This window comes from Arthrobacter hankyongi, from assembly GCF_022012395.1.
Lineage (GTDB): Bacteria > Actinomycetota > Actinomycetes > Actinomycetales > Micrococcaceae > Crystallibacter > Crystallibacter hankyongi.
This window is the reverse complement of the sequence record NZ_JAKLTQ010000014.1, coordinates 39,049-55,573: the sequence shown is the minus strand read 5'-3', so window position 1 is coordinate 55,573 and position 16,525 is coordinate 39,049. Positions and strand designations below refer to the sequence as shown.

Here is a 16,525-nt window from a genome sequence, read left to right as displayed (position 1 = left end):
AGCGGCCCGGGGTCCCCGCGCGCGGAGCGCGTGGGGCAGGCTGCGAACGGGAGAGCGTAACGCCCTATCCGGCGTAGTAGCCGGACTTGCGGGCGGCTGCCTCCTTGAAGAAGGCGCTGGAGACCGGCAGGAACAGCAGCACGATGGCCGCCGCGCCGAGCAGGAAGGTCAGCACGCCCAGCACCCCGAAGGCCAGCAGCACCAGCGAGAGCACGGCGAAGACGGTACCGAGGATGCGCGCCCAGTTCCGTCCGGCCTTCACGCCGAAGGCCACCAGCAGGTACAGAGCGGCCGCGATCAGCGCGCCGACGATGTACATGGTGCCGACCATCCCGGCGACCAGGTCCGGGGTGATCGAGGAAATGTCCTGTCCCTGGGCGGCCTGCCGGAGCTGGTCCTGGAAGGCGGGATCGTTCCAGACGGCGGAGATGGCCTGGTGGGCTGTCCCGGCGAGGATGAAGGAATTGACCAGGTTCACGACAGCCGCCGCGATGATCAGCCAGAAGGCGATGAGCACCTCGCGCGGGGGTGTGAGCTTGCCGCCGTACTGCGGCTGACCGTACTGGCCCGGCATCGGCTTCTGATAGCCGTACGCGGGAAGGTTCTGGCCGTACTGGGGTGCCGGCTGGCCATATTGCGGCGCCGGCTGGCCGTACTGCGGCACCTGCTGACCGTAGGGGGGAAGGTTCTGGCCGTATTGCGGTGCCTGCTGGCCATATTGCGGCGCCGGCTGCCCGTACTGGGGCGGCTGCTGGCCCGGTCCCGGGACGGGGCCGCCCGGCTGCCCGCTGCCCGGTTCGTTGGGGGTGTTCTCTGGCGTACTCATGGCCGGATCCTTTTCCTCGGGGGAACTCTCGACGCGGGGCTGGACTGCCTGCTGCAGCCACCGCTGCACTTGCTTCCACCCTACAATGCGGCCCGTCCACCGGGACTGCGCCGAAAGGATGATCCTGCCAGCCAGCTGCAGCCCGGCACCGGCTGCCCTGCACCCCTGCCGCCGGAGGCGGAAGGCAGCCTGTGCCGGGCTCGGAGCCTAGGCCTGCTTGACCAGTGCCGCGTCCAGGCTGATCTTGACCTTGTCACTGACCAGCAGGCCACCGGCCTCCAGTGCCGCGTTCCAGGTCAGGCCGAACTGCTTGCGGCTGATTTCCGTTTCGGCGGTGAAGCCGGCGCGGGTGTTGCCGAACGGATCCACGGCCACGCCGCCAAACTCCACTTCAAGTTCAACCGGCTTGGTCACATCGCGGATGGTCAGGTCGCCGGTCAGGGTGTAGTCCTCCCCGTCGCCTTCGACGCTGGTCGCCTTGAAGGTCATGACCGGAAATTGTTCCACGTCAAAGAAGTCGGCGCTGCGTACGTGGGCATCGCGGTTGGCGTCGCCGGAGTCGAAGCTCGCGGTCTGCACGGTGGCATGCAGGGTCGAGTCGGCCAGGGATTCGCCCACCCGCGCCTCGGCCTCGGCGCTGGTAAACCGTCCCCGGACCTTGCTGATCCCGGCGTGCCGGACGGTGAAACCGATCTCGCTGTGGGACATGTCCAGCTTCCAGACACCGGGGCTCAATTCCTTGGGCAGCGTCATCGTTATCTCCTCGGGATAGGGCGGAAGGATTGGAGCATTCGGCAGCCGCACCGGCCGTCCCTGCCATTCTTCGGGACGACCGGTTTTTGGGCAATGCCCTTCGCTTTGAGACACTTAAGCCCATGCCCCGTTCCAGCGTCCATCTGCTCCGCCACGGCGAGGTCCACAATCCGGACCACGTGCTCTACGGCCGGCTGCCGAATTTCCACCTCTCGGAACTGGGACGCCAGATGGCTGAGCGGGCTGCCGGCTACTTTGCCGAGCGGGCCCGCGCGGGCGCCAACTTCGCGTACCTGGCGGCCTCGCCGCTGACCCGGGCGCAGGAGACCGCCCGGCCGACGGCGCAGGCCCTGGGCCTCGACGTGGTCACCGACGAGCGCCTGCTTGAGGCACTGAACCATTTCGAGGGACTGGCCAATATCCGGGGCCAGCTGCGGGACCCGCGGCATTGGCCGTACCTGCTCAATCCGTTCCGGCCGTCCTGGGGCGAGCCCTACCGCAGCCAGGTCCGGCGCATGATGGCGGCCGTCGGCGACGCGCGGCGGATCGCCGTCGGGCTGGCCGGGGACGGCGCCGAGGCGGTCCTGGTCGGCCACCAGCTGCCGATCTGGGTGACCCGGCGCGCGGCCGAGTCACGCAGCCTGTGGCACGACCCGCGGCGCCGGCAATGCACCCTGACTTCGGTGACCACGCTCGAGTTCGACGGCGACAGGTTGCTGACTGTCCGCTATGCGGAACCGAGCGCAGACCTGCTGCCCGGCGCGGCAAACCTGCCCGGAGCGTAATAGTATTACTACGCGTTGTAGAAGCGGGTATCGCCGCGGCCCGCAAAGAAGAGTGTGAACGTGACTGCGAAAATCCCTGAACCAATCAACCGCCGCTCCCTGCTGAAAGCCGGTGCGGGGCTGGCTGCTGCCGTCTCGCTGACGTTGTCGCTGGCCGCCTGCAGCGTGGAAGACCCGCTGGCCCAACAGGCCAACGCCGGGGACAACAAGAACTACATCGCCGGGGACGGCTCGGTCACCGAGTACGCGCCGGGCCAGCGCGGGGAACCGGTGAAGCTGGCGGCCAAACTCTTCGACGGCACCGCAGTGGATTCGGCCGACTGGGCCGGCAAGGTGACCGTGCTGAACTTCTGGTACGCCGCCTGCGCGCCCTGCCGGCTGGAAGCACCCGACCTGCAGGCGCTGAGCCAGGAATACAAGGGCCAGGCGCAGTTCTTCGGGGTGAACATCCGCGACGAGGTGCGCACCGCGGAGGCGTTCGAACGCAATTTCGGCATCACCTATCCCAGCTTTGCGGACAAGAACGGCAACATCCTGCTGGCCATGACCAGCTATGTTCCGCCGCAGGCCGTGCCCACCACGCTCGTGCTGGACAAGCAGGGCCGGGTGTCGGCACGGATCCTCGGGGTGGCCGACAAGGGTACCCTCAAGACCCTGATCAAAGACGCCGTGGCCGAGTAGCCGTGGGTCCCACGACATTCCTCACCGCCTCGCTGCCCCTGAGCATCGGCAGCGCTTTCGGCGACGCCGTGCTCAACGGCTCGGTCCTGCTGGCCATCCCGGTGGCGATGCTCGCCGGGCTGATCTCCTTCCTCTCCCCGTGCGTGCTGCCGCTGGTGCCCGGCTACCTCGGCTATGTCACCGGCCTGACCGGTGTGGACCTGGCACAGCAGCGGCGGGGCAGGATGATCGCCGGCATCGGACTGTTCGTGCTCGGCTTCTCGGTGGTCTTCGTGGCCATCGGGGCGGTCTTCGGCCAACTCGGCGCCTGGCTGAAGGGCACCGACGCCGCCTGGGTCACCCAGCTGCTCGGCGTCGTCGTCATCATCATGGGCGTTATCTTCATGGGCGGACTGTCCTTCTTCCAGCGGGACCGCAAGCTGCACAGCCGCCCGCCTGCCGGTCTCTGGGGCGCCCCCGTGCTGGGCATGACGTTCGGACTCGGCTGGGCTCCCTGCATCGGGCCGACCTTCTCGGCGGTGCAGGCGCTGGCCTATTCCGGCGGGGCGGACGCCGCCAAGGGGGCCTTCCTGGCCTTCATCTACTGCCTGGGCCTGGGCATTCCGTTCCTGCTCATCGCCTTGGGCGTACGCCGGGGCATGGGCGCGATGGCCTTCTTCCGCCGCCACCGGCTGGTGCTGCAGCGTACCGGCGGCGCCGTGCTGGTAGTTTTGGGCGTGCTGATGGCCGCCGGGCTCTGGGGGAGCTGGGTGACGCAATTGCAGGATTGGTTTGCGAATGAAGTGAGGCTCCCCATCTGATGAGCGAGACAGCCAAGACCACCCGGAACCCCGCCGGGGAGCCAGCCGAATCCGGGGTGCCCGATGCCGCGGAGGAGTTCGTGCGGCAGATCGACGGGCACAAAACGGCCACGAGACCGTCCGCGGCCCAGGATGTGACCCTGCCCTCGCTGGGGTTCATCGGGATGCTGCGCTGGGCCTGGACCCAGCTGACCAGTATGCGTACCGCTTTGTTCCTCCTGCTGCTGCTGGCCGTTGCCGCGGTCCCCGGTTCGCTGTTCCCGCAGCGGCCGGCCAACCCGGCGGTGGTGACCCAGTACATCCAGGACAACCCCGCCACCGGTCCCTGGCTGGACCGGTTCCAGCTGTTCGACGTGTATTCCTCCGTCTGGTTCTCGGCCATCTACCTGCTGCTGTTCATCTCGCTGATCGGCTGCGTGATCCCGCGGGCCATCCAGCACTGGAAGGCGATGCGCTCACAGCCACCGCGGACCCCCCGGCGGCTGTCCCGGCTGCCCGAATACGGCGCCCTGGCGCTGGACACCGGATCTCCGGTGACGGCCGTTACCGCGGTCGAGAACGCCGCACGGCTGCTGAAGCGGCGGGGCTACCGGGTCGAAGTGCGCGGCACGGACACCAGTATGCCCTCCGTCGGCGCCGAGCGCGGCTTCCTGAAGGAACTCGGCAACCTGGTCTTCCACGTCAGCCTGATCGGCGTGCTGGTCTCGGTGGCCGTGGGCGGGCTGTTCGGCTACCGGGGGCAGAAGGTCATCGTCGAGGGCGATTCCTTCGTGAACACCCTGGTCGGCTATGACAACTTCTCGCCGGGAACCAATTTCTCCGAAACGCAGCTGGCACCGTTCTCGCTGCAGCTGGACAAGTTCCAGGTCCAGTTCGACCGCGAGTCCAAGACCCACTACGGGCAGCCGCTGGACTTCACTGCCACGATGACCACCAAGGACGGCCCGGATGCCGCGCCGCGCCCGCAGACGCTCAAGGTCAACGAGCCGCTGGAGATCGGCGGAACCCAGGTGTACCTGGTGGGCAACGGCTATGCACCGGTGATCACCGTCCGGGACGGCGACGGCAACATCGCCCACCAGGGCCCGGTGGTTTCGGTGCCCAGCGACGGCGCCTACACCTCCACCATGGTGCTCAAGGTGCCCGATGCCAAGCCGGAGCAGCTCGGTTTCGTGGGACTGTTCCTGCCCACCGCCCTGGAGAACGAGAAGGGGGTGGCCTTCGGCAGCGACCCCGATCCGTTCAACCCGCGGCTGTACCTGAACTCCTATGCCGGGAACCTGGGCCTGGACAAGGGCGATCCGAAGAACGTCTACGTGCTGGACACCACCAAGCTCAAGGTGCTCAACGACCGCACCCAGAAGAGCGGCGGCATCGTGCTCGGGCCCAAGGAGACGTTCACCCTGCCCGACGGACTGGGCACCATCACCTTCGACGGACTCAAGCGCTATGTGGCGCTGGACATCACCTCAGATCCGGGCCAGGGCGGAGCGCTGCTGTTCTCGACCCTCGCGCTGGCCGGGCTCTGTGCCTCCCTGTTCATCGGCCGGCGCCGTGTCTGGGTGCGGGCGGGGACGCACCCCGACGGGCGCACGATGGTGGAGTGGGCGCTGCTGGCCCGCGGCGAGGACCACCGGCTCGCGGCCGAGGCAACAGCCATCCGGAAGCTGCTGGAGAAAGAATGGCTGGCCCGTCCGGACCGGCCCGCGGACAATAGCAAGAAGGCCGGTGCCGCAAGCTCAGGCACCAAGAACTCCTAAGGAACCCCATGCCATCCATTGACGAAACCTTGGGCCAATACAGCGAGCTGTTCATCCTGCTGGCCGCCATGACCTTTACCGTGGCACTGATCTCGTTCTGCTGGGACCTGGCCACCGCCAGCAAGACCCTGCAGGCGGTCGAGGACCGGCTCGCCCGCCAGCAGGCGCCGGCCGAAGCGGCACTGGTCGGCGCCGGCGCCCGGAACGGTGCAGCGGCGGGCGCCGGAAGCACCGCGTCCGCGGAGACGGGGCTTGAAACGGCCGGCGATTCCCTGGACTACGGCGGCCGGCGCCGCCCGGCGGCACGGATCGGCGTCGCCCTCGCCGCTCTCGGCACCCTGATTCTGGCCGCGGGCGTCATTTCGCGCGGCATCGCGGCGCACCGGGTGCCGTGGGGCAACATGTACGAGTTCTGCACCACCGGTGCGCTCGTGGTATCGGTAGTGTTCCTGCTGGCCTTGACCCGCAAGGACCTGCGCTTCCTGGGTTCGTTCGTGATCGGCCTCGTGGTGATCATGCTGTGCGCCGCGGCGATCGGCTTCCCGACGCCGGTGGCCCACCTGGTTCCGGCGCTGCAGAGCTACTGGCTGATCATCCACGTCTCCGTAGCGGTGATTTCCTCCTCGCTGTTCACGCTGACCTTCGCCATGTCCGTCCTGCAGCTGCTGCAGTCCCACCGCGAGGCCCGGTCCCGGGCCGGCCAGCCGGACCGGCTGGGCTTCATGCGCCTGGTGCCTACGGCGCTGACCTTGGAGAACGTCGCCTACCGGATCAACGCCGTTTCCTTCGTACTCTGGACCTTCACCCTGATGGCCGGGGCGATCTGGGCCGAGAAGGCCTGGGGCCGCTACTGGGGCTGGGACACCAAAGAGGTCTGGACCTTCGTGATCTGGGTGGTCTACGCCGGCTACCTGCACGCCCGCGCCACCCGGGGATGGACCGGCACCCGTGCCGCCTGGCTGTCCATCGTGGGCTACCTCTGCGTGGTCTTCAACTTCACCGTGGTGAACGTCTTCTTCTCCGGCCTGCACAGCTACTCCGGGCTGAACTAACCGCCCGGTCCTTCCCGGCCTCAACCCACCCCACCTCACGAACTTGGGCGGGATAGATGCTGTTATCCGTGTGGATAAGAGCATCTATCCCGCCCAAGTTGTGTGTGGGAGGGGGAGTGGCGAAGGTCAGCGGGTGCTTCCGTCGTTGTTGTCCTGTTCTTCCTCGCCCAGGCTCTTGTCGCGGTCCCGCAGTTCCTGCTCGCGCCGGCGCAGTTCTTCTTCGCGTAGTTGCTGGCGCCGCTGCGCGTCCAGGCTGCGCAGGAAAGCGGTGTCCTCGTCGGGGGCCAGCGGGCCGCTGCGCGGTCCCTGCGGAACCGGGCCGCCCGGCCGCGGCCGGCCGAAGAGGAACCACAGGCCGGCGCCGATCAGCGGCACGAACAGGATGGCCAGGATCCAGCCGGCCTTCGGGATGCTCCGGACTTCGGATGGCGCCGACCGGATGCACTCGATGAGCGCATAAACAATGACGGACACTGCCAGCACAACCAGCAGAATATAGAGACGGGCCATAGCCCAATTGTAGTTGAGCGGTCCTGCCCGCCCGGCTGTCAAGCCCGGCGCCGGAACCACCGGGCGGGCAGCGTAAACTTGTGTGGTGGCTTTCTGGAAATTCACTGCACTGCGCGTCGGCCTGATGGCTGCCGTCTTCGTCGCCTGCCTCTATCTGGGTCTGGGCATCCTCTACTCGGCCATCGCGTCGGCCATCATCGCCTGGTGCGTCACGTACCTGTTCTTCCGCTCCTGGCGGGATGCTGCCGCCGAGGCCGTGGCCTACCGGTTCTCCGGCAAGGCCGGGTCCATCCGCACCTCCACCGAAATCTCCGATGCGATGGCGGAGGACGCCATCGTGGAGCAGGACGGTGTCCGGCCGGATCCGGACCGCCGGCAGCAGCCCGGCAGCTAGACGCACGGCCGCGCCGCTACACCACGGTGCTCAGGACCAGCCCCAGGCCGTACGTCAGGGCGAAGCCGAGGTTGATCATGCCCGTCTGCTGCAGGACCGGGATCAGGTTCTGTCGCTGCTGGCTCTTGAGCATTGTCCAGCTGGGCTGCAGGCACAGCGGCACCAGCAGCAGGACCAGCAGCACCCACGGGTAGTCCGGAGTCAGTGCCAGCGGCAGCAGCACGGCCACGGCCAGCATCATCACGTAGCTGATCCGCGCCGCCTCGTCCCCGAGGCGTACCGCCAGCGTGCGCTTGCCCACCTCGCGGTCGGTCGGAATGTCGCGCACGTTGTTGGCCATCAGCAGCGCGGTGGCGATCAGCCCGGTGCCGACGGCGCCGATGAAGGACGGCCAGCTCACCTGCAGCGCCTGGGTGTACGTGGTGCCCATGGTGGCCACGATGCCGAAGAAGATAAAGACGAAGATCTCGCCCAGGCCCCGGTAGCCGTAGGGATTGCGGCCGCCGGTATAGCCCCACGCGGCGATCACGCAGCCGATGCCGACCAGCAGCAGCGGCCAGGTCCGGGACAGGATGACCAGGAGCAGGCCCGCCAGCATCGCCAGCCCGAAGCACAGGAACGCCGCCTGCTTCACGTTGCGCGCCGGTGCCGCGCCCGAGGCGGTCAGGCGCAACGGTCCCACCCGCTGGTCATCGGTGCCGCGCACGCCGTCGGAGTAGTCGTTGGCGTAGTTCACGCCAACCTGGAACAGGATGCCGACCAGCGCCGCGAGCACGGCCAGGAATGGCCGGAACGACCCCAGGGCGAAGGCCGCCGCGCTGCCCACCACCACCGGAGCGATCGCCATCGGCAGGGTGCGGGGGCGCGCCCCTTGGATCCATTGGGCTGCTGTGGCCACGTACGTCCTATCCTTTGCTGGTGTTTGTAGTGGGGGAGGGGAGGCCGGCCGGCTACCCGGCGGCGGCCTGGAGCATTCGGGCCACCGCGAGGCGGTCCGGCTTGCCGTTGGACAGCAGCGGCAGTTCGTCCAGGGCCAGGATGGTCCGCGGGGCGGCGGCCGGTCCGAGTTCGGCGCGCACCGCGGCCCTGATCTGTTCCGCCGGTGCGCTGCCGACGACGGCGCAGGCCACCTGGGTGCCCCATTCGGGGTCCGCGACGCCGGCGACGAGGACGGCGTCCACGCCCGGTACCGCTTCGATGGCCGCCGCCACGGCGGCGGCGGAGACCTTGACGCCGCCGGTGATGAGCACGTCGTCGGCCCGTCCGGTGACGGTCAGTACCCCGCCGTTGAGTTCGCCCATGTCCTCGGTGCGGAACCAGGCGGTGCCGTCCGGACCGCGGCCAAAGTGCGCCGCGGTCAGTTCGGCGTTGTCCAGGTAGCCGGAGGCCAAGACTGCGCCGCCAATCACCACCCGCCCGGCGTCGAGCCGGACGCGCACGCCGTCCAGTGGCACGCCGTCGTACACGCAGCCGCCGCAGGTCTCGCTCATGCCGTAGGTGCGCACCAGTTTCAACCCGTGCCACCGGGACGCCGCGAGCAGCTCCTGCGGGGCCCTGGCTCCGCCGAGCAGGATGGCGTCGAAGCGCCGCAGCGCCTTGACCGTGTCGCCGGCCGGGTCGGCGAGCAGCCGGTGCAGCTGGGTGGGCACCAAGGAGGTGATCCGGAACCGGTGGGTCAGCCCGGCCGCGGCCTCGGTGAAGCCGGCGGCGGTGAACCGGGCGGACAGGTCGGTGACCACCGGCCGGGTGCCGGCGTGGACGGACCGGGCCAGCACCTGCAGGCCGGCGACGTAGTTCGGGCTCAGCGTCAGCAGCCACTGGCCTTCGCCGCCCAGCCGGGCCGCGGTGGCGGCGGAGGAGGCGGCCAGCGCGTCGCGGCCGAGCATGGTGGCCTTGGGCGTGCCGGTGGAGCCGGAGGTGCGCACTACCGCTGCCGTGCCGGCGGCCAGGCCGGGGGCGTGCACGGGGACGGGGGTGCCGTCCGGGGCCAGCTCAATGGCCGGGCCGGTCCCGGCCAGGGCGGCGGCAAGCGCCGTGCAGGCGGCATCGAGATCCATGGTGTCGGACACGCAGTGCTTAGAAGTAGTAGGGGAAGCGGGACCAGTCCGGATCGCGTTTCTCCAGGAAGGCTTCCTTGCCTTCCACCGCCTCATCGGTCATGTAGGCCAGCCGGGTCGCTTCTCCGGCGAAGACCTGCTGGCCGGCCAGCCCGTCGTCGGCCAGGTTGAACGCGAACTTGAGCATGCGGATGGCCTGCGGGGACTGCCGGGCGATGTCCGCGGCGTATTCCAGGGCCACTTCCTCGAGCCGCCCGTGTTCCACGGCCTCGTTCACCGCGCCCATCCGGACCATGTCCTCGGCCGAATACTCGCGGGCAAGGAAGAAGATCTCGCGGGCCGCCTTCTGCCCGATCTGGCGGGCCAGCAGCGCTGAGCCGTAGCCGGCGTCGAAGCTGCCCACGGTGGCATCGGTCTGCTTGAACCTGCCGTGTTGGCGGGAGGCGATGGTCAGGTCCGCGACCACATGCAGGCTGTGTCCGCCGCCGGCCGCCCAGCCGTTGACGACGGCGATGACCACCTTGGGCATCGTGCGCATCAGCCGCTGGACCTCCAGGATGTGCAGGCGGCCGGCTCGGGCCGGATCGATGGTCTCCTGGGTTTCGCCCTGTGCGTACCGGTAGCCGTCCCGGCCCCGGATGCGCTGGTCCCCGCCGGAGCAGAATGAGTGTCCGCCGTCCTTGGGGGAGGGGCCGTTGCCGGTGAGCAGCACGGTGGCCACGTCCGGGGTCATCCGGACATGGTCCAGGGCGCGGTAGAGCTCGTCCACGGTGCCGGGCCGGAAGGCGTTGCGGACCTCGGGCCGGTTGAAGGCGATCCGCACGGTGGGCAGGTCGCGGACGATGCTGCCCTCGGCGTCCCGCTCGACCTGGCGGTGGTAGGTCAGGTCCTGGAATCCGAATCCCTGGACCTCGCGCCACCGGGCCGGGTCGAAGATGTCCGAAACCTTTTCCGGCAGGACGGCGGGCAGTTGGGCGGCTTGCTCTGAACTCACATAGCGAGTCTACCTAGAGTGCGTTGTGCGGGGCCCACCGGGGCGGCCAGCCGGGCCCTGCACCTTATCCACAGTTTCGATGCGATAATCTGGTCATCGAATCTATATTCGAATACCATGGAGGCATGGCACCCTCCCCCTCGGAGACTCCTGAAGACCCGGCAAGCCTGCCGGGGGTTTCCGCGAGCGGATGGCGCCCCGTGTCCACGATCCCGGACTATGACGCGGATGGCATCCCGGTCGATCCCGACAGGGACTGGCTGGCCGAGGTGCGGGCTGTGTGGGATGACCGGGACACGGCGCTGCCAAATGGGGAAGATCCGGATGACTGCGATGTCCCTGGTCCGGACGAAGATGTGTTTTGGGGCGGCGATCCGGTGTTCCCAGGCCCGGACGACGGCGATTCCTGCCCCGGCCCCGAGGCGGCATGGCTCGGCACCCTGGCCAGCCCTGCGCCGGAGCAGCTGAGCTACAACGAGGCTGCCGCCAGGCTGAAGCAGGCCGGCCGCTCCGCCGCCCGGCTCGAGGCGCTGATCTGCCGGCTCGCGTCGCGACTGCATGCACAGGCAGTGGCCGAGCGGCCCGAAGGCTGGCCGGCGCGACTCCGGCCCGAAGGCCTGCATCCCGGCACCGGGTTCGGCGAATGCGCCGTCGTCGAGGAAATCGCCTGCGCCTTGAGGATTCCGCGTCAGTCCGCCGCGGCCCGGCTGGACCTCTCCCTCAAACTGACCGGCGGCTTCACCGGAACCCAGGCCGCCCTCGAGCGCGGGGACACCACCTTGGCGCTCGCCGATGTGATCATCGGCCAGGCCGGGTCGATTCCGCCGGAAGCCTGGAAAGACTTCGAGCAGTGCCTGCTGCCGGCGGCCACGATGGACGACATGAACAGGCCGAAGCTGGCAGATCGGGCACGCCGGCTGCGCGAACGGAGGCATCCGGAGTCGGCCACCGTCCGCCGTGCCAAGGCCGTGGGGGGCCGGCGGGTCGAGCTGCACCCGGATCAAGACGGCATGGCCTGGCTCAAGGCCTACCTGCCCGTCGAGGACGCGGTGGCAGCCTTCAATCGCATCCGGTCCACGGCCGCCTCGCTGCAGGGGCCGGACGAACCCCGCACCCTGACCCAGTTGTGCGCGGACGTCGCCGCGGACCTGCTGCTCACCGGCACCACCGACGGACCCCGGATGGGCAGGCCCGGCCCGCGGATCGCCGCCCACGTAAACCTGACCGTCCCGATGCTGACCCTGATCGGACAGGGCGGCGAACCCGCGGAACTTGAGGGCTACGGTCCCGTCGCACCGGACGTCGCCCGCCGGCTGTGCGCCGACGCCCCGTCCTTCACCCGGTTCCTGACCGACCCGGTCCGCCCTGAAGTGCTGGCCATGGACCGGACCCGGTACCGGCCCACCCGTGCCCAACGGCGCTTCCTGCGCCAGCGGGACCGGACCTGCCGTGCTGCCGGGTGTAACCGGGCCGCCATCCACTGCGAAGCCGATCACACATGCCCCTGGTCGCAGGGTGGCAGGACCGATGTGGATCGGATGTGCTGCTTCTGCAAACTCCACCACGCACTCAAGACGGCCGGGTACTGTTCTGCGGAGCAGCCGAGCCCAGGCACCATTGTGTGGACCACCGCCGGAGGACAGCGGTATTCCGGCGGCCCCGAACCGCCGGTCGTGACCCAGCCGGATGAACTGGCTACTATTCTCGAACGGCACCAGATCGAGGATCTCAACCGGCTGCTCAAGACACACTGGGACAAGCTGCACCCGCTGCGGCCGCCCGACGCCCATGTGACGCACAACGGCTATCCCACCGATCTCACCCCGCCGCCCTTCTGATCGACGGCCGCCCGAAGCGTTGCCCTGTCCGTCCGGTCCGGTGCCGGTGATCCCGGCGGGCCACGCCGGTATTACGGCCGGTCCGGGCCTTCGGTTGACCCCTCCTGCCCGCCGTGGGATTCTTTATAGAACGGTCGGTCGGTAATTTCGGCTACGGCGCCGGTGTTCCGCGATCCAAATTACGAAGTTCAGACGCGAGGGAAATTCAATGGCTGAGGCATTCCTGATTGGCGGGGCGCGCACCCCGGTTGGACGCTATGGAGGGGCACTGTCGTCGGTCCGCCCGGATGATCTGGCTGCAGTGGCCGTCAAGGAAGCCGTGATGCGGGCCGGCGTCGATCCGGACGCCGTCGAAGAGGTCATCCTCGGCAACGCCAACGGTGCCGGCGAGGAGAACCGCAACGTGGCCCGCATGGCCTGGCTGCTGGCCGGCTTCCCCGACCACGTGCCGGGCATCACCGTGAACCGGCTCTGCGCCTCGGGCCTGAGCGCGATCATCATGGCGTCCCAGATGGTCAAGTCCGGCGCCGCGGACATCGTTGTCGCCGGTGGTGTGGAATCGATGAGCCGCGCGCCGTGGGTGATGGAGAAGCCGGCGAAGGCCTTTGCCAAGCCCGGCGAGGTCTTCGACACCTCGATCGGCTGGCGCTTCGTCAACCACCACTTCACCCACGGGGATCTGGCCCGCGGCGGCAAGATGACCTACTCCATGCCGGAGACGGCCGAGGAGGTCGCTGCGGTGGATAACATCAGCCGCGAGGATGCGGACGCGTTTGCGGTCCGCTCCCACGAACGGGCCATCGCCGCCATCGAGGGCGGACGGTTCAAGGAAGAAATCGTGCCGGTGGCCGTCCACGGCCGCAAGGGCCAGACGACCATGGTGGACACGGACGAGGGGCCGCGCCCCGGGACCAGCCTCGAGGTGCTGGCCGGGCTGCGCCCGGTGGTCAAGCCCGGCGGCATCGTCACCGCGGGCAACTCCAGTTCGCTCAACGACGGCGCCTCCGCCATCGTGGTGGCCTCCGAGGCGGCCGTGAAGAAGTTCGGCCTGACCCCGCGCGCCCGCGTGGTCGAGGGTGCTTCCGCCGGCGTTGCGCCCGAGGTTATGGGCATCGGGCCGGTGCCGGCCACGCAGAAGGTGCTGGCCAAGGCCGGCCTGTCCCTGGATGCGATCGGCGCCGTCGAACTGAACGAGGCGTTCGCCACCCAGTCGCTGGCCGTTATGCGCCGGCTCGGTCTCGACCAGGGCATCGTGAACAACGACGGCGGGGCGATCGCGCTCGGCCATCCGCTGGGATCCTCCGGGTCCCGCATCGCGATCACGCTGCTGGGCCGGATGGAGCGCGAAGGCGCGCGGCACGGCCTGGCCACCATGTGCGTGGGCGTGGGCCAGGGCACCTCGATGATCGTCGAGCTCGCCTGATGCTCTTCCTGGACAGCAGCTTCCAGACCCTGCTCATCGACGAGTCCGACGACCGGCCGGACCGGATCCATGTCCGGCTGAACCGGCCCGAGGTCCGCAACGCCATCGACCAGCAGATGGTCGACGAACTGCACGAGGTCTGCGCAGTGCTGGAAAAAACGCCCCGGATCATGATCCTGTCCGGCACCGCCGGGGTGTTCGCCTCCGGGGCCGACATCGCCCAGCTGCGCGAGCGCCGCCGCGAAGACGCCCTGATGGGCATTAATTCGGGCATCTTCGTGCGCATCGCCCAGCTGCCCATGCCGGTCATCGCGGCGCTGGACGGCTACGCGCTCGGCGGCGGGGCCGAGCTGGCCTATGCCGCGGACTTCCGCATCGGCACCCCGACGCTGAAGATCGGCAACCCGGAGACCGGCCTGGGCATCCTGGCCGCCGCCGGTGCCTCGTGGCGGCTGCGCGAACTGGTCGGCGAGCCGGTGGCCAAGGAGATCCTGCTCGCGGGCAAGGTGCTCGGTGCCGAGGAGGCCAAGGCCGTCCACCTGATCACCGAGATCCACCCGTCCGAGGACCTCCTGCAGGCGGCACATGAGCTCGCGGACCGGATCGGCCTGCAGGATCCGCTGGCGGTACGCATCACCAAGAGTGTGTTCCACGCGCCCGTCGAGGCGCACCCGGTGATCGACCAGCTGGCCCAGGGCATCCTCTTCGAATCCCAGGCCAAGTTCGACCGCATGCAGGCCTTTCTCGACAAGAACGCGGCCCGTAAGGCCGCAAAGGCCGCCGCCCGGGCGGCCCAGGACCAGACCCAGCAGGAGGCCCGACAGTGAGCGCAACAGTAAATACCGCAGTCCCCGCGAAGGTCGGCGTGCTCGGCGGCGGCCGGATGGGTGCGGGCATCGCCCATGCCTTCCTGCTCGCCGGCGCCGAAGTCGTCGTCGTGGAGCGCGACGAGCAGGCAGCAGCCGGCGCCCGGGAGCGGGTGGAAAGTTCGCTGGCCAAGTCGCTCGAACGCGGCGCCATCGACGGGAACCTGGATGTCTGGGCCCAGCGGCTGGACGTCTCCACCGACTATGCGGACTTCGGCTCGTGCGGCCTCGTGGTCGAGGCAGTTCCGGAAGACTTCGAGCTCAAATCCGCCGCGCTGAAGGCTGTCGAGGAGCAGTTGGCGCCCTCGGCCTGGCTGGCGACCAACACGTCGTCGCTGTCGGTGGCCAAGCTGGCCGAAACCCTGCAGCGGCCGGCGAACTTCTGCGGCCTGCACTTCTTCAACCCGGTCCCGGCTTCGCTGCTGGTCGAGGTGGTACTGGCGCAGGAGACGTCGCCCGAGCTGGCCGCCGCCGCCAAGGCCTGGGTCGAGGCACTTGCCAAGACCGCCGTCGTCGTCCATGACGCCCCGGGCTTCGCCTCCTCCCGCCTCGGGGTGGCGATCGCCCTCGAGGCCATGCGGATGGTCGAGGAGGGCGTGGCATCGGCCGAGGATATCGACGCCGCGATGGTGCTCGGCTACAAGCATCCGGTGGGACCGCTGAAGACCACCGACATCGTGGGCCTGGACGTGCGGCTGGGCATTGCGGAGTACCTGGCCTCGACGCTGGGGGAGCGCTTCGCGCCGCCGCAGATCCTGCGCGACAAGGTGGCCCGGGGCGAACTAGGCCGCAAGAGCGGCAAGGGTTTCTTCGACTGGCAGTAAACCGGAGGCACCGCGGGTGATGAAGGAAGTGCGGTGGGAAGGCGCCGTCAACGCCCGGCTGCTGGCCGGTGATATCTACCGGATGGGCCGTTCGGAGTGGCTGACCGTGCGCGGCTGGCAGCAGGCGTACGACGACGGCGTGCGCACCCTGGTGGACCTGCGCAACGACGGCGAACGGACCCGCCGGCCCACCGATCCCGCGGTGCCGCCCGAGGCCCTGGCCTGTTTCACCGTCCTGCACCGGCCCACCGAGGACCCCGCGCACGAGCAGTTCGACGCGGTGTTCGGCCGCTACATGGCACACCCGCGGTCCTACCTGGACTGCCTGCGCCTGTTCCCGGACCGGATCGCGGAGGTGTTCCGGGCACTGGCCGCCGCCCGCGGCGCCGTCGTGATCAACTGCTCCGCCGGGCGGGACCGGACCGGCCTGGTTTCCATGCTGCTGCTGCAGCTGGCCGGAGCCACCGTCCAAGCCAATGCGGACCACTATGTGGCGGGGCTGCGGGGCATCAACGAGTGGCACCGGATCAGTCCGTACCCGCACCCGACGGAACGGTACTTGGCCGAGGATGAGCTGCGCGAGCGGATTGCGGACACCCGCGCTGCGTTCCTCGCCGCGCTGGAAGGGCTCGACGCCGAAGCCTACCTGCTGGCCGCCGGCGTGACAGCCCGGGAGATCGGGTGCCTGCGCCGGCGGATGGCCTGAACCCGCCGTCGTGCTGCCGGCGGCAAAACGGTGTCGCCGGTGGCGGCGGCAATCCCCCAACTGCCACCGCCACCGGCGCATCCGGCACCGGCCCGGCCCGCTGGCCAGATGGCGCGGGATCCGGCCCCCAAAGTCCGGTGCCCGGCCCTGTAACGGGCCGATATGCCCAAGGTACCCGGTGGGACCGACACATTACAGGCCTCCGGCCTCTCGACTTGTCTGCCTGCCACGCCTATACTGGCGCGCCTGACGGCAT

The 16,525-nt window shown here is 69.1% G+C and carries 17 protein-coding genes; 11 read left to right on the top strand and 6 right to left on the bottom strand.

The window, feature by feature from the left end:
* Positions 1-64 precede the first annotated feature (64 nt).
* Complete coding sequence (locus tag LVY72_RS16525) at positions 65-826, bottom strand: hypothetical protein (protein ID WP_237822847.1); 762 nt, start codon at positions 824-826, stop codon at positions 65-67.
* A gap of 207 nt (positions 827-1,033) precedes the next feature.
* On the bottom strand, positions 1,034-1,579 hold the full coding sequence (locus LVY72_RS16520) for a YceI family protein (protein WP_237822845.1): 546 nt from the start codon (positions 1,577-1,579) through the stop codon (positions 1,034-1,036).
* A gap of 122 nt (positions 1,580-1,701) precedes the next feature.
* On the opposite strand from LVY72_RS16520, the gene LVY72_RS16515 reads away from it, so the two are divergent.
* From LVY72_RS16515 to ccsB, 5 genes are all read left to right on the top strand, one after another.
* A complete protein-coding gene (locus LVY72_RS16515) occupies positions 1,702-2,364 on the top strand; it encodes a histidine phosphatase family protein (protein WP_237822843.1) in 663 nt (220 codons plus the stop codon).
* Positions 2,365-2,418: 54 nt separating this feature from the next.
* The gene (locus LVY72_RS16510) at positions 2,419-3,045 is read left to right on the top strand and encodes a TlpA family protein disulfide reductase (protein ID WP_372463724.1); all 627 of its coding nucleotides are present in this window, start codon (positions 2,419-2,421) and stop codon (positions 3,043-3,045) included.
* A 44-nt stretch (positions 3,046-3,089) separates the two neighbouring features.
* Positions 3,090-3,845, top strand: a complete 756-nt coding sequence (locus LVY72_RS16505; RefSeq protein WP_237823025.1) for a cytochrome c biogenesis CcdA family protein — start codon at positions 3,090-3,092, stop codon at positions 3,843-3,845.
* A 164-nt stretch (positions 3,846-4,009) separates the two neighbouring features.
* Positions 4,010-5,605, top strand: coding sequence for a cytochrome c biogenesis protein ResB (resB, locus tag LVY72_RS16500; protein ID WP_237823023.1), 1,596 nt, complete (start codon positions 4,010-4,012; stop codon positions 5,603-5,605).
* A gap of 8 nt (positions 5,606-5,613) precedes the next feature.
* A complete protein-coding gene (ccsB, locus tag LVY72_RS16495; RefSeq protein WP_237822839.1) occupies positions 5,614-6,657 on the top strand; it encodes a c-type cytochrome biogenesis protein CcsB in 1,044 nt (347 codons plus the stop codon).
* Between the two features lie 126 nt (positions 6,658-6,783).
* On the opposite strand, the gene LVY72_RS16490 is transcribed toward ccsB, so the two are convergent.
* Positions 6,784-7,167 (bottom strand): PLD nuclease N-terminal domain-containing protein, encoded by a 384-nt coding sequence (locus tag LVY72_RS16490; RefSeq protein WP_237822836.1) that lies wholly within the window; start codon positions 7,165-7,167, stop codon positions 6,784-6,786.
* 85 nt (positions 7,168-7,252) lie between these two features.
* Between LVY72_RS16490 and LVY72_RS16485 the strand changes: the two genes are divergently transcribed.
* Positions 7,253-7,561, top strand: coding sequence for a DUF4229 domain-containing protein (locus tag LVY72_RS16485; protein ID WP_237822834.1), 309 nt, complete (start codon positions 7,253-7,255; stop codon positions 7,559-7,561).
* Between the two features lie 16 nt (positions 7,562-7,577).
* Here the strand turns inward: LVY72_RS16485 and LVY72_RS16480 are convergent, their stop codons facing one another.
* From LVY72_RS16480 to LVY72_RS16470, 3 genes are read right to left on the bottom strand one after another with little or no spacing between them, the layout of a single operon-like run.
* Positions 7,578-8,459: a 1,4-dihydroxy-2-naphthoate polyprenyltransferase gene (locus LVY72_RS16480; protein ID WP_237822832.1), complete on the bottom strand. Its 882-nt coding sequence runs from the start codon at positions 8,457-8,459 to the stop codon at positions 7,578-7,580.
* 52 nt (positions 8,460-8,511) lie between these two features.
* A complete protein-coding gene (locus LVY72_RS16475) occupies positions 8,512-9,630 on the bottom strand; it encodes an AMP-binding protein (protein ID WP_308190834.1) in 1,119 nt (372 codons plus the stop codon).
* A 7-nt stretch (positions 9,631-9,637) separates the two neighbouring features.
* Positions 9,638-10,612: a 1,4-dihydroxy-2-naphthoyl-CoA synthase gene (locus LVY72_RS16470; protein WP_372463723.1), complete on the bottom strand. Its 975-nt coding sequence runs from the start codon at positions 10,610-10,612 to the stop codon at positions 9,638-9,640.
* Positions 10,613-10,812: 200 nt separating this feature from the next.
* Here LVY72_RS16470 and LVY72_RS16465 point away from each other — a divergent pair, with 200 nt between their 5' ends.
* The 5 genes from LVY72_RS16465 to LVY72_RS16445 all read left to right on the top strand — a co-directional run bounded on the left by LVY72_RS16465 (position 10,813) and on the right by LVY72_RS16445 (position 16,269).
* Positions 10,813-12,450: an HNH endonuclease signature motif containing protein gene (locus tag LVY72_RS16465; protein ID WP_237822830.1), complete on the top strand. Its 1,638-nt coding sequence runs from the start codon at positions 10,813-10,815 to the stop codon at positions 12,448-12,450.
* A gap of 208 nt (positions 12,451-12,658) precedes the next feature.
* Entirely contained in the window at positions 12,659-13,873 is a 1,215-nt protein-coding gene (locus LVY72_RS16460) for a thiolase family protein (RefSeq protein WP_237822828.1), read from the top strand.
* The gene (locus tag LVY72_RS16455; RefSeq protein ID WP_237822826.1) at positions 13,873-14,700 is read left to right on the top strand and encodes an enoyl-CoA hydratase/isomerase family protein; all 828 of its coding nucleotides are present in this window, start codon (positions 13,873-13,875) and stop codon (positions 14,698-14,700) included. The genes LVY72_RS16460 and LVY72_RS16455 overlap by 1 nt, the downstream gene beginning before the upstream one ends.
* On the top strand, positions 14,697-15,563 hold the full coding sequence (locus LVY72_RS16450; protein WP_308190833.1) for a 3-hydroxyacyl-CoA dehydrogenase family protein: 867 nt from the start codon (positions 14,697-14,699) through the stop codon (positions 15,561-15,563). The genes LVY72_RS16455 and LVY72_RS16450 overlap by 4 nt, the downstream gene beginning before the upstream one ends.
* 19 nt (positions 15,564-15,582) lie before the next feature.
* Entirely contained in the window at positions 15,583-16,269 is a 687-nt protein-coding gene (locus LVY72_RS16445; RefSeq protein WP_237823015.1) for a tyrosine-protein phosphatase, read from the top strand.
* Positions 16,270-16,525 lie beyond the last annotated feature (256 nt).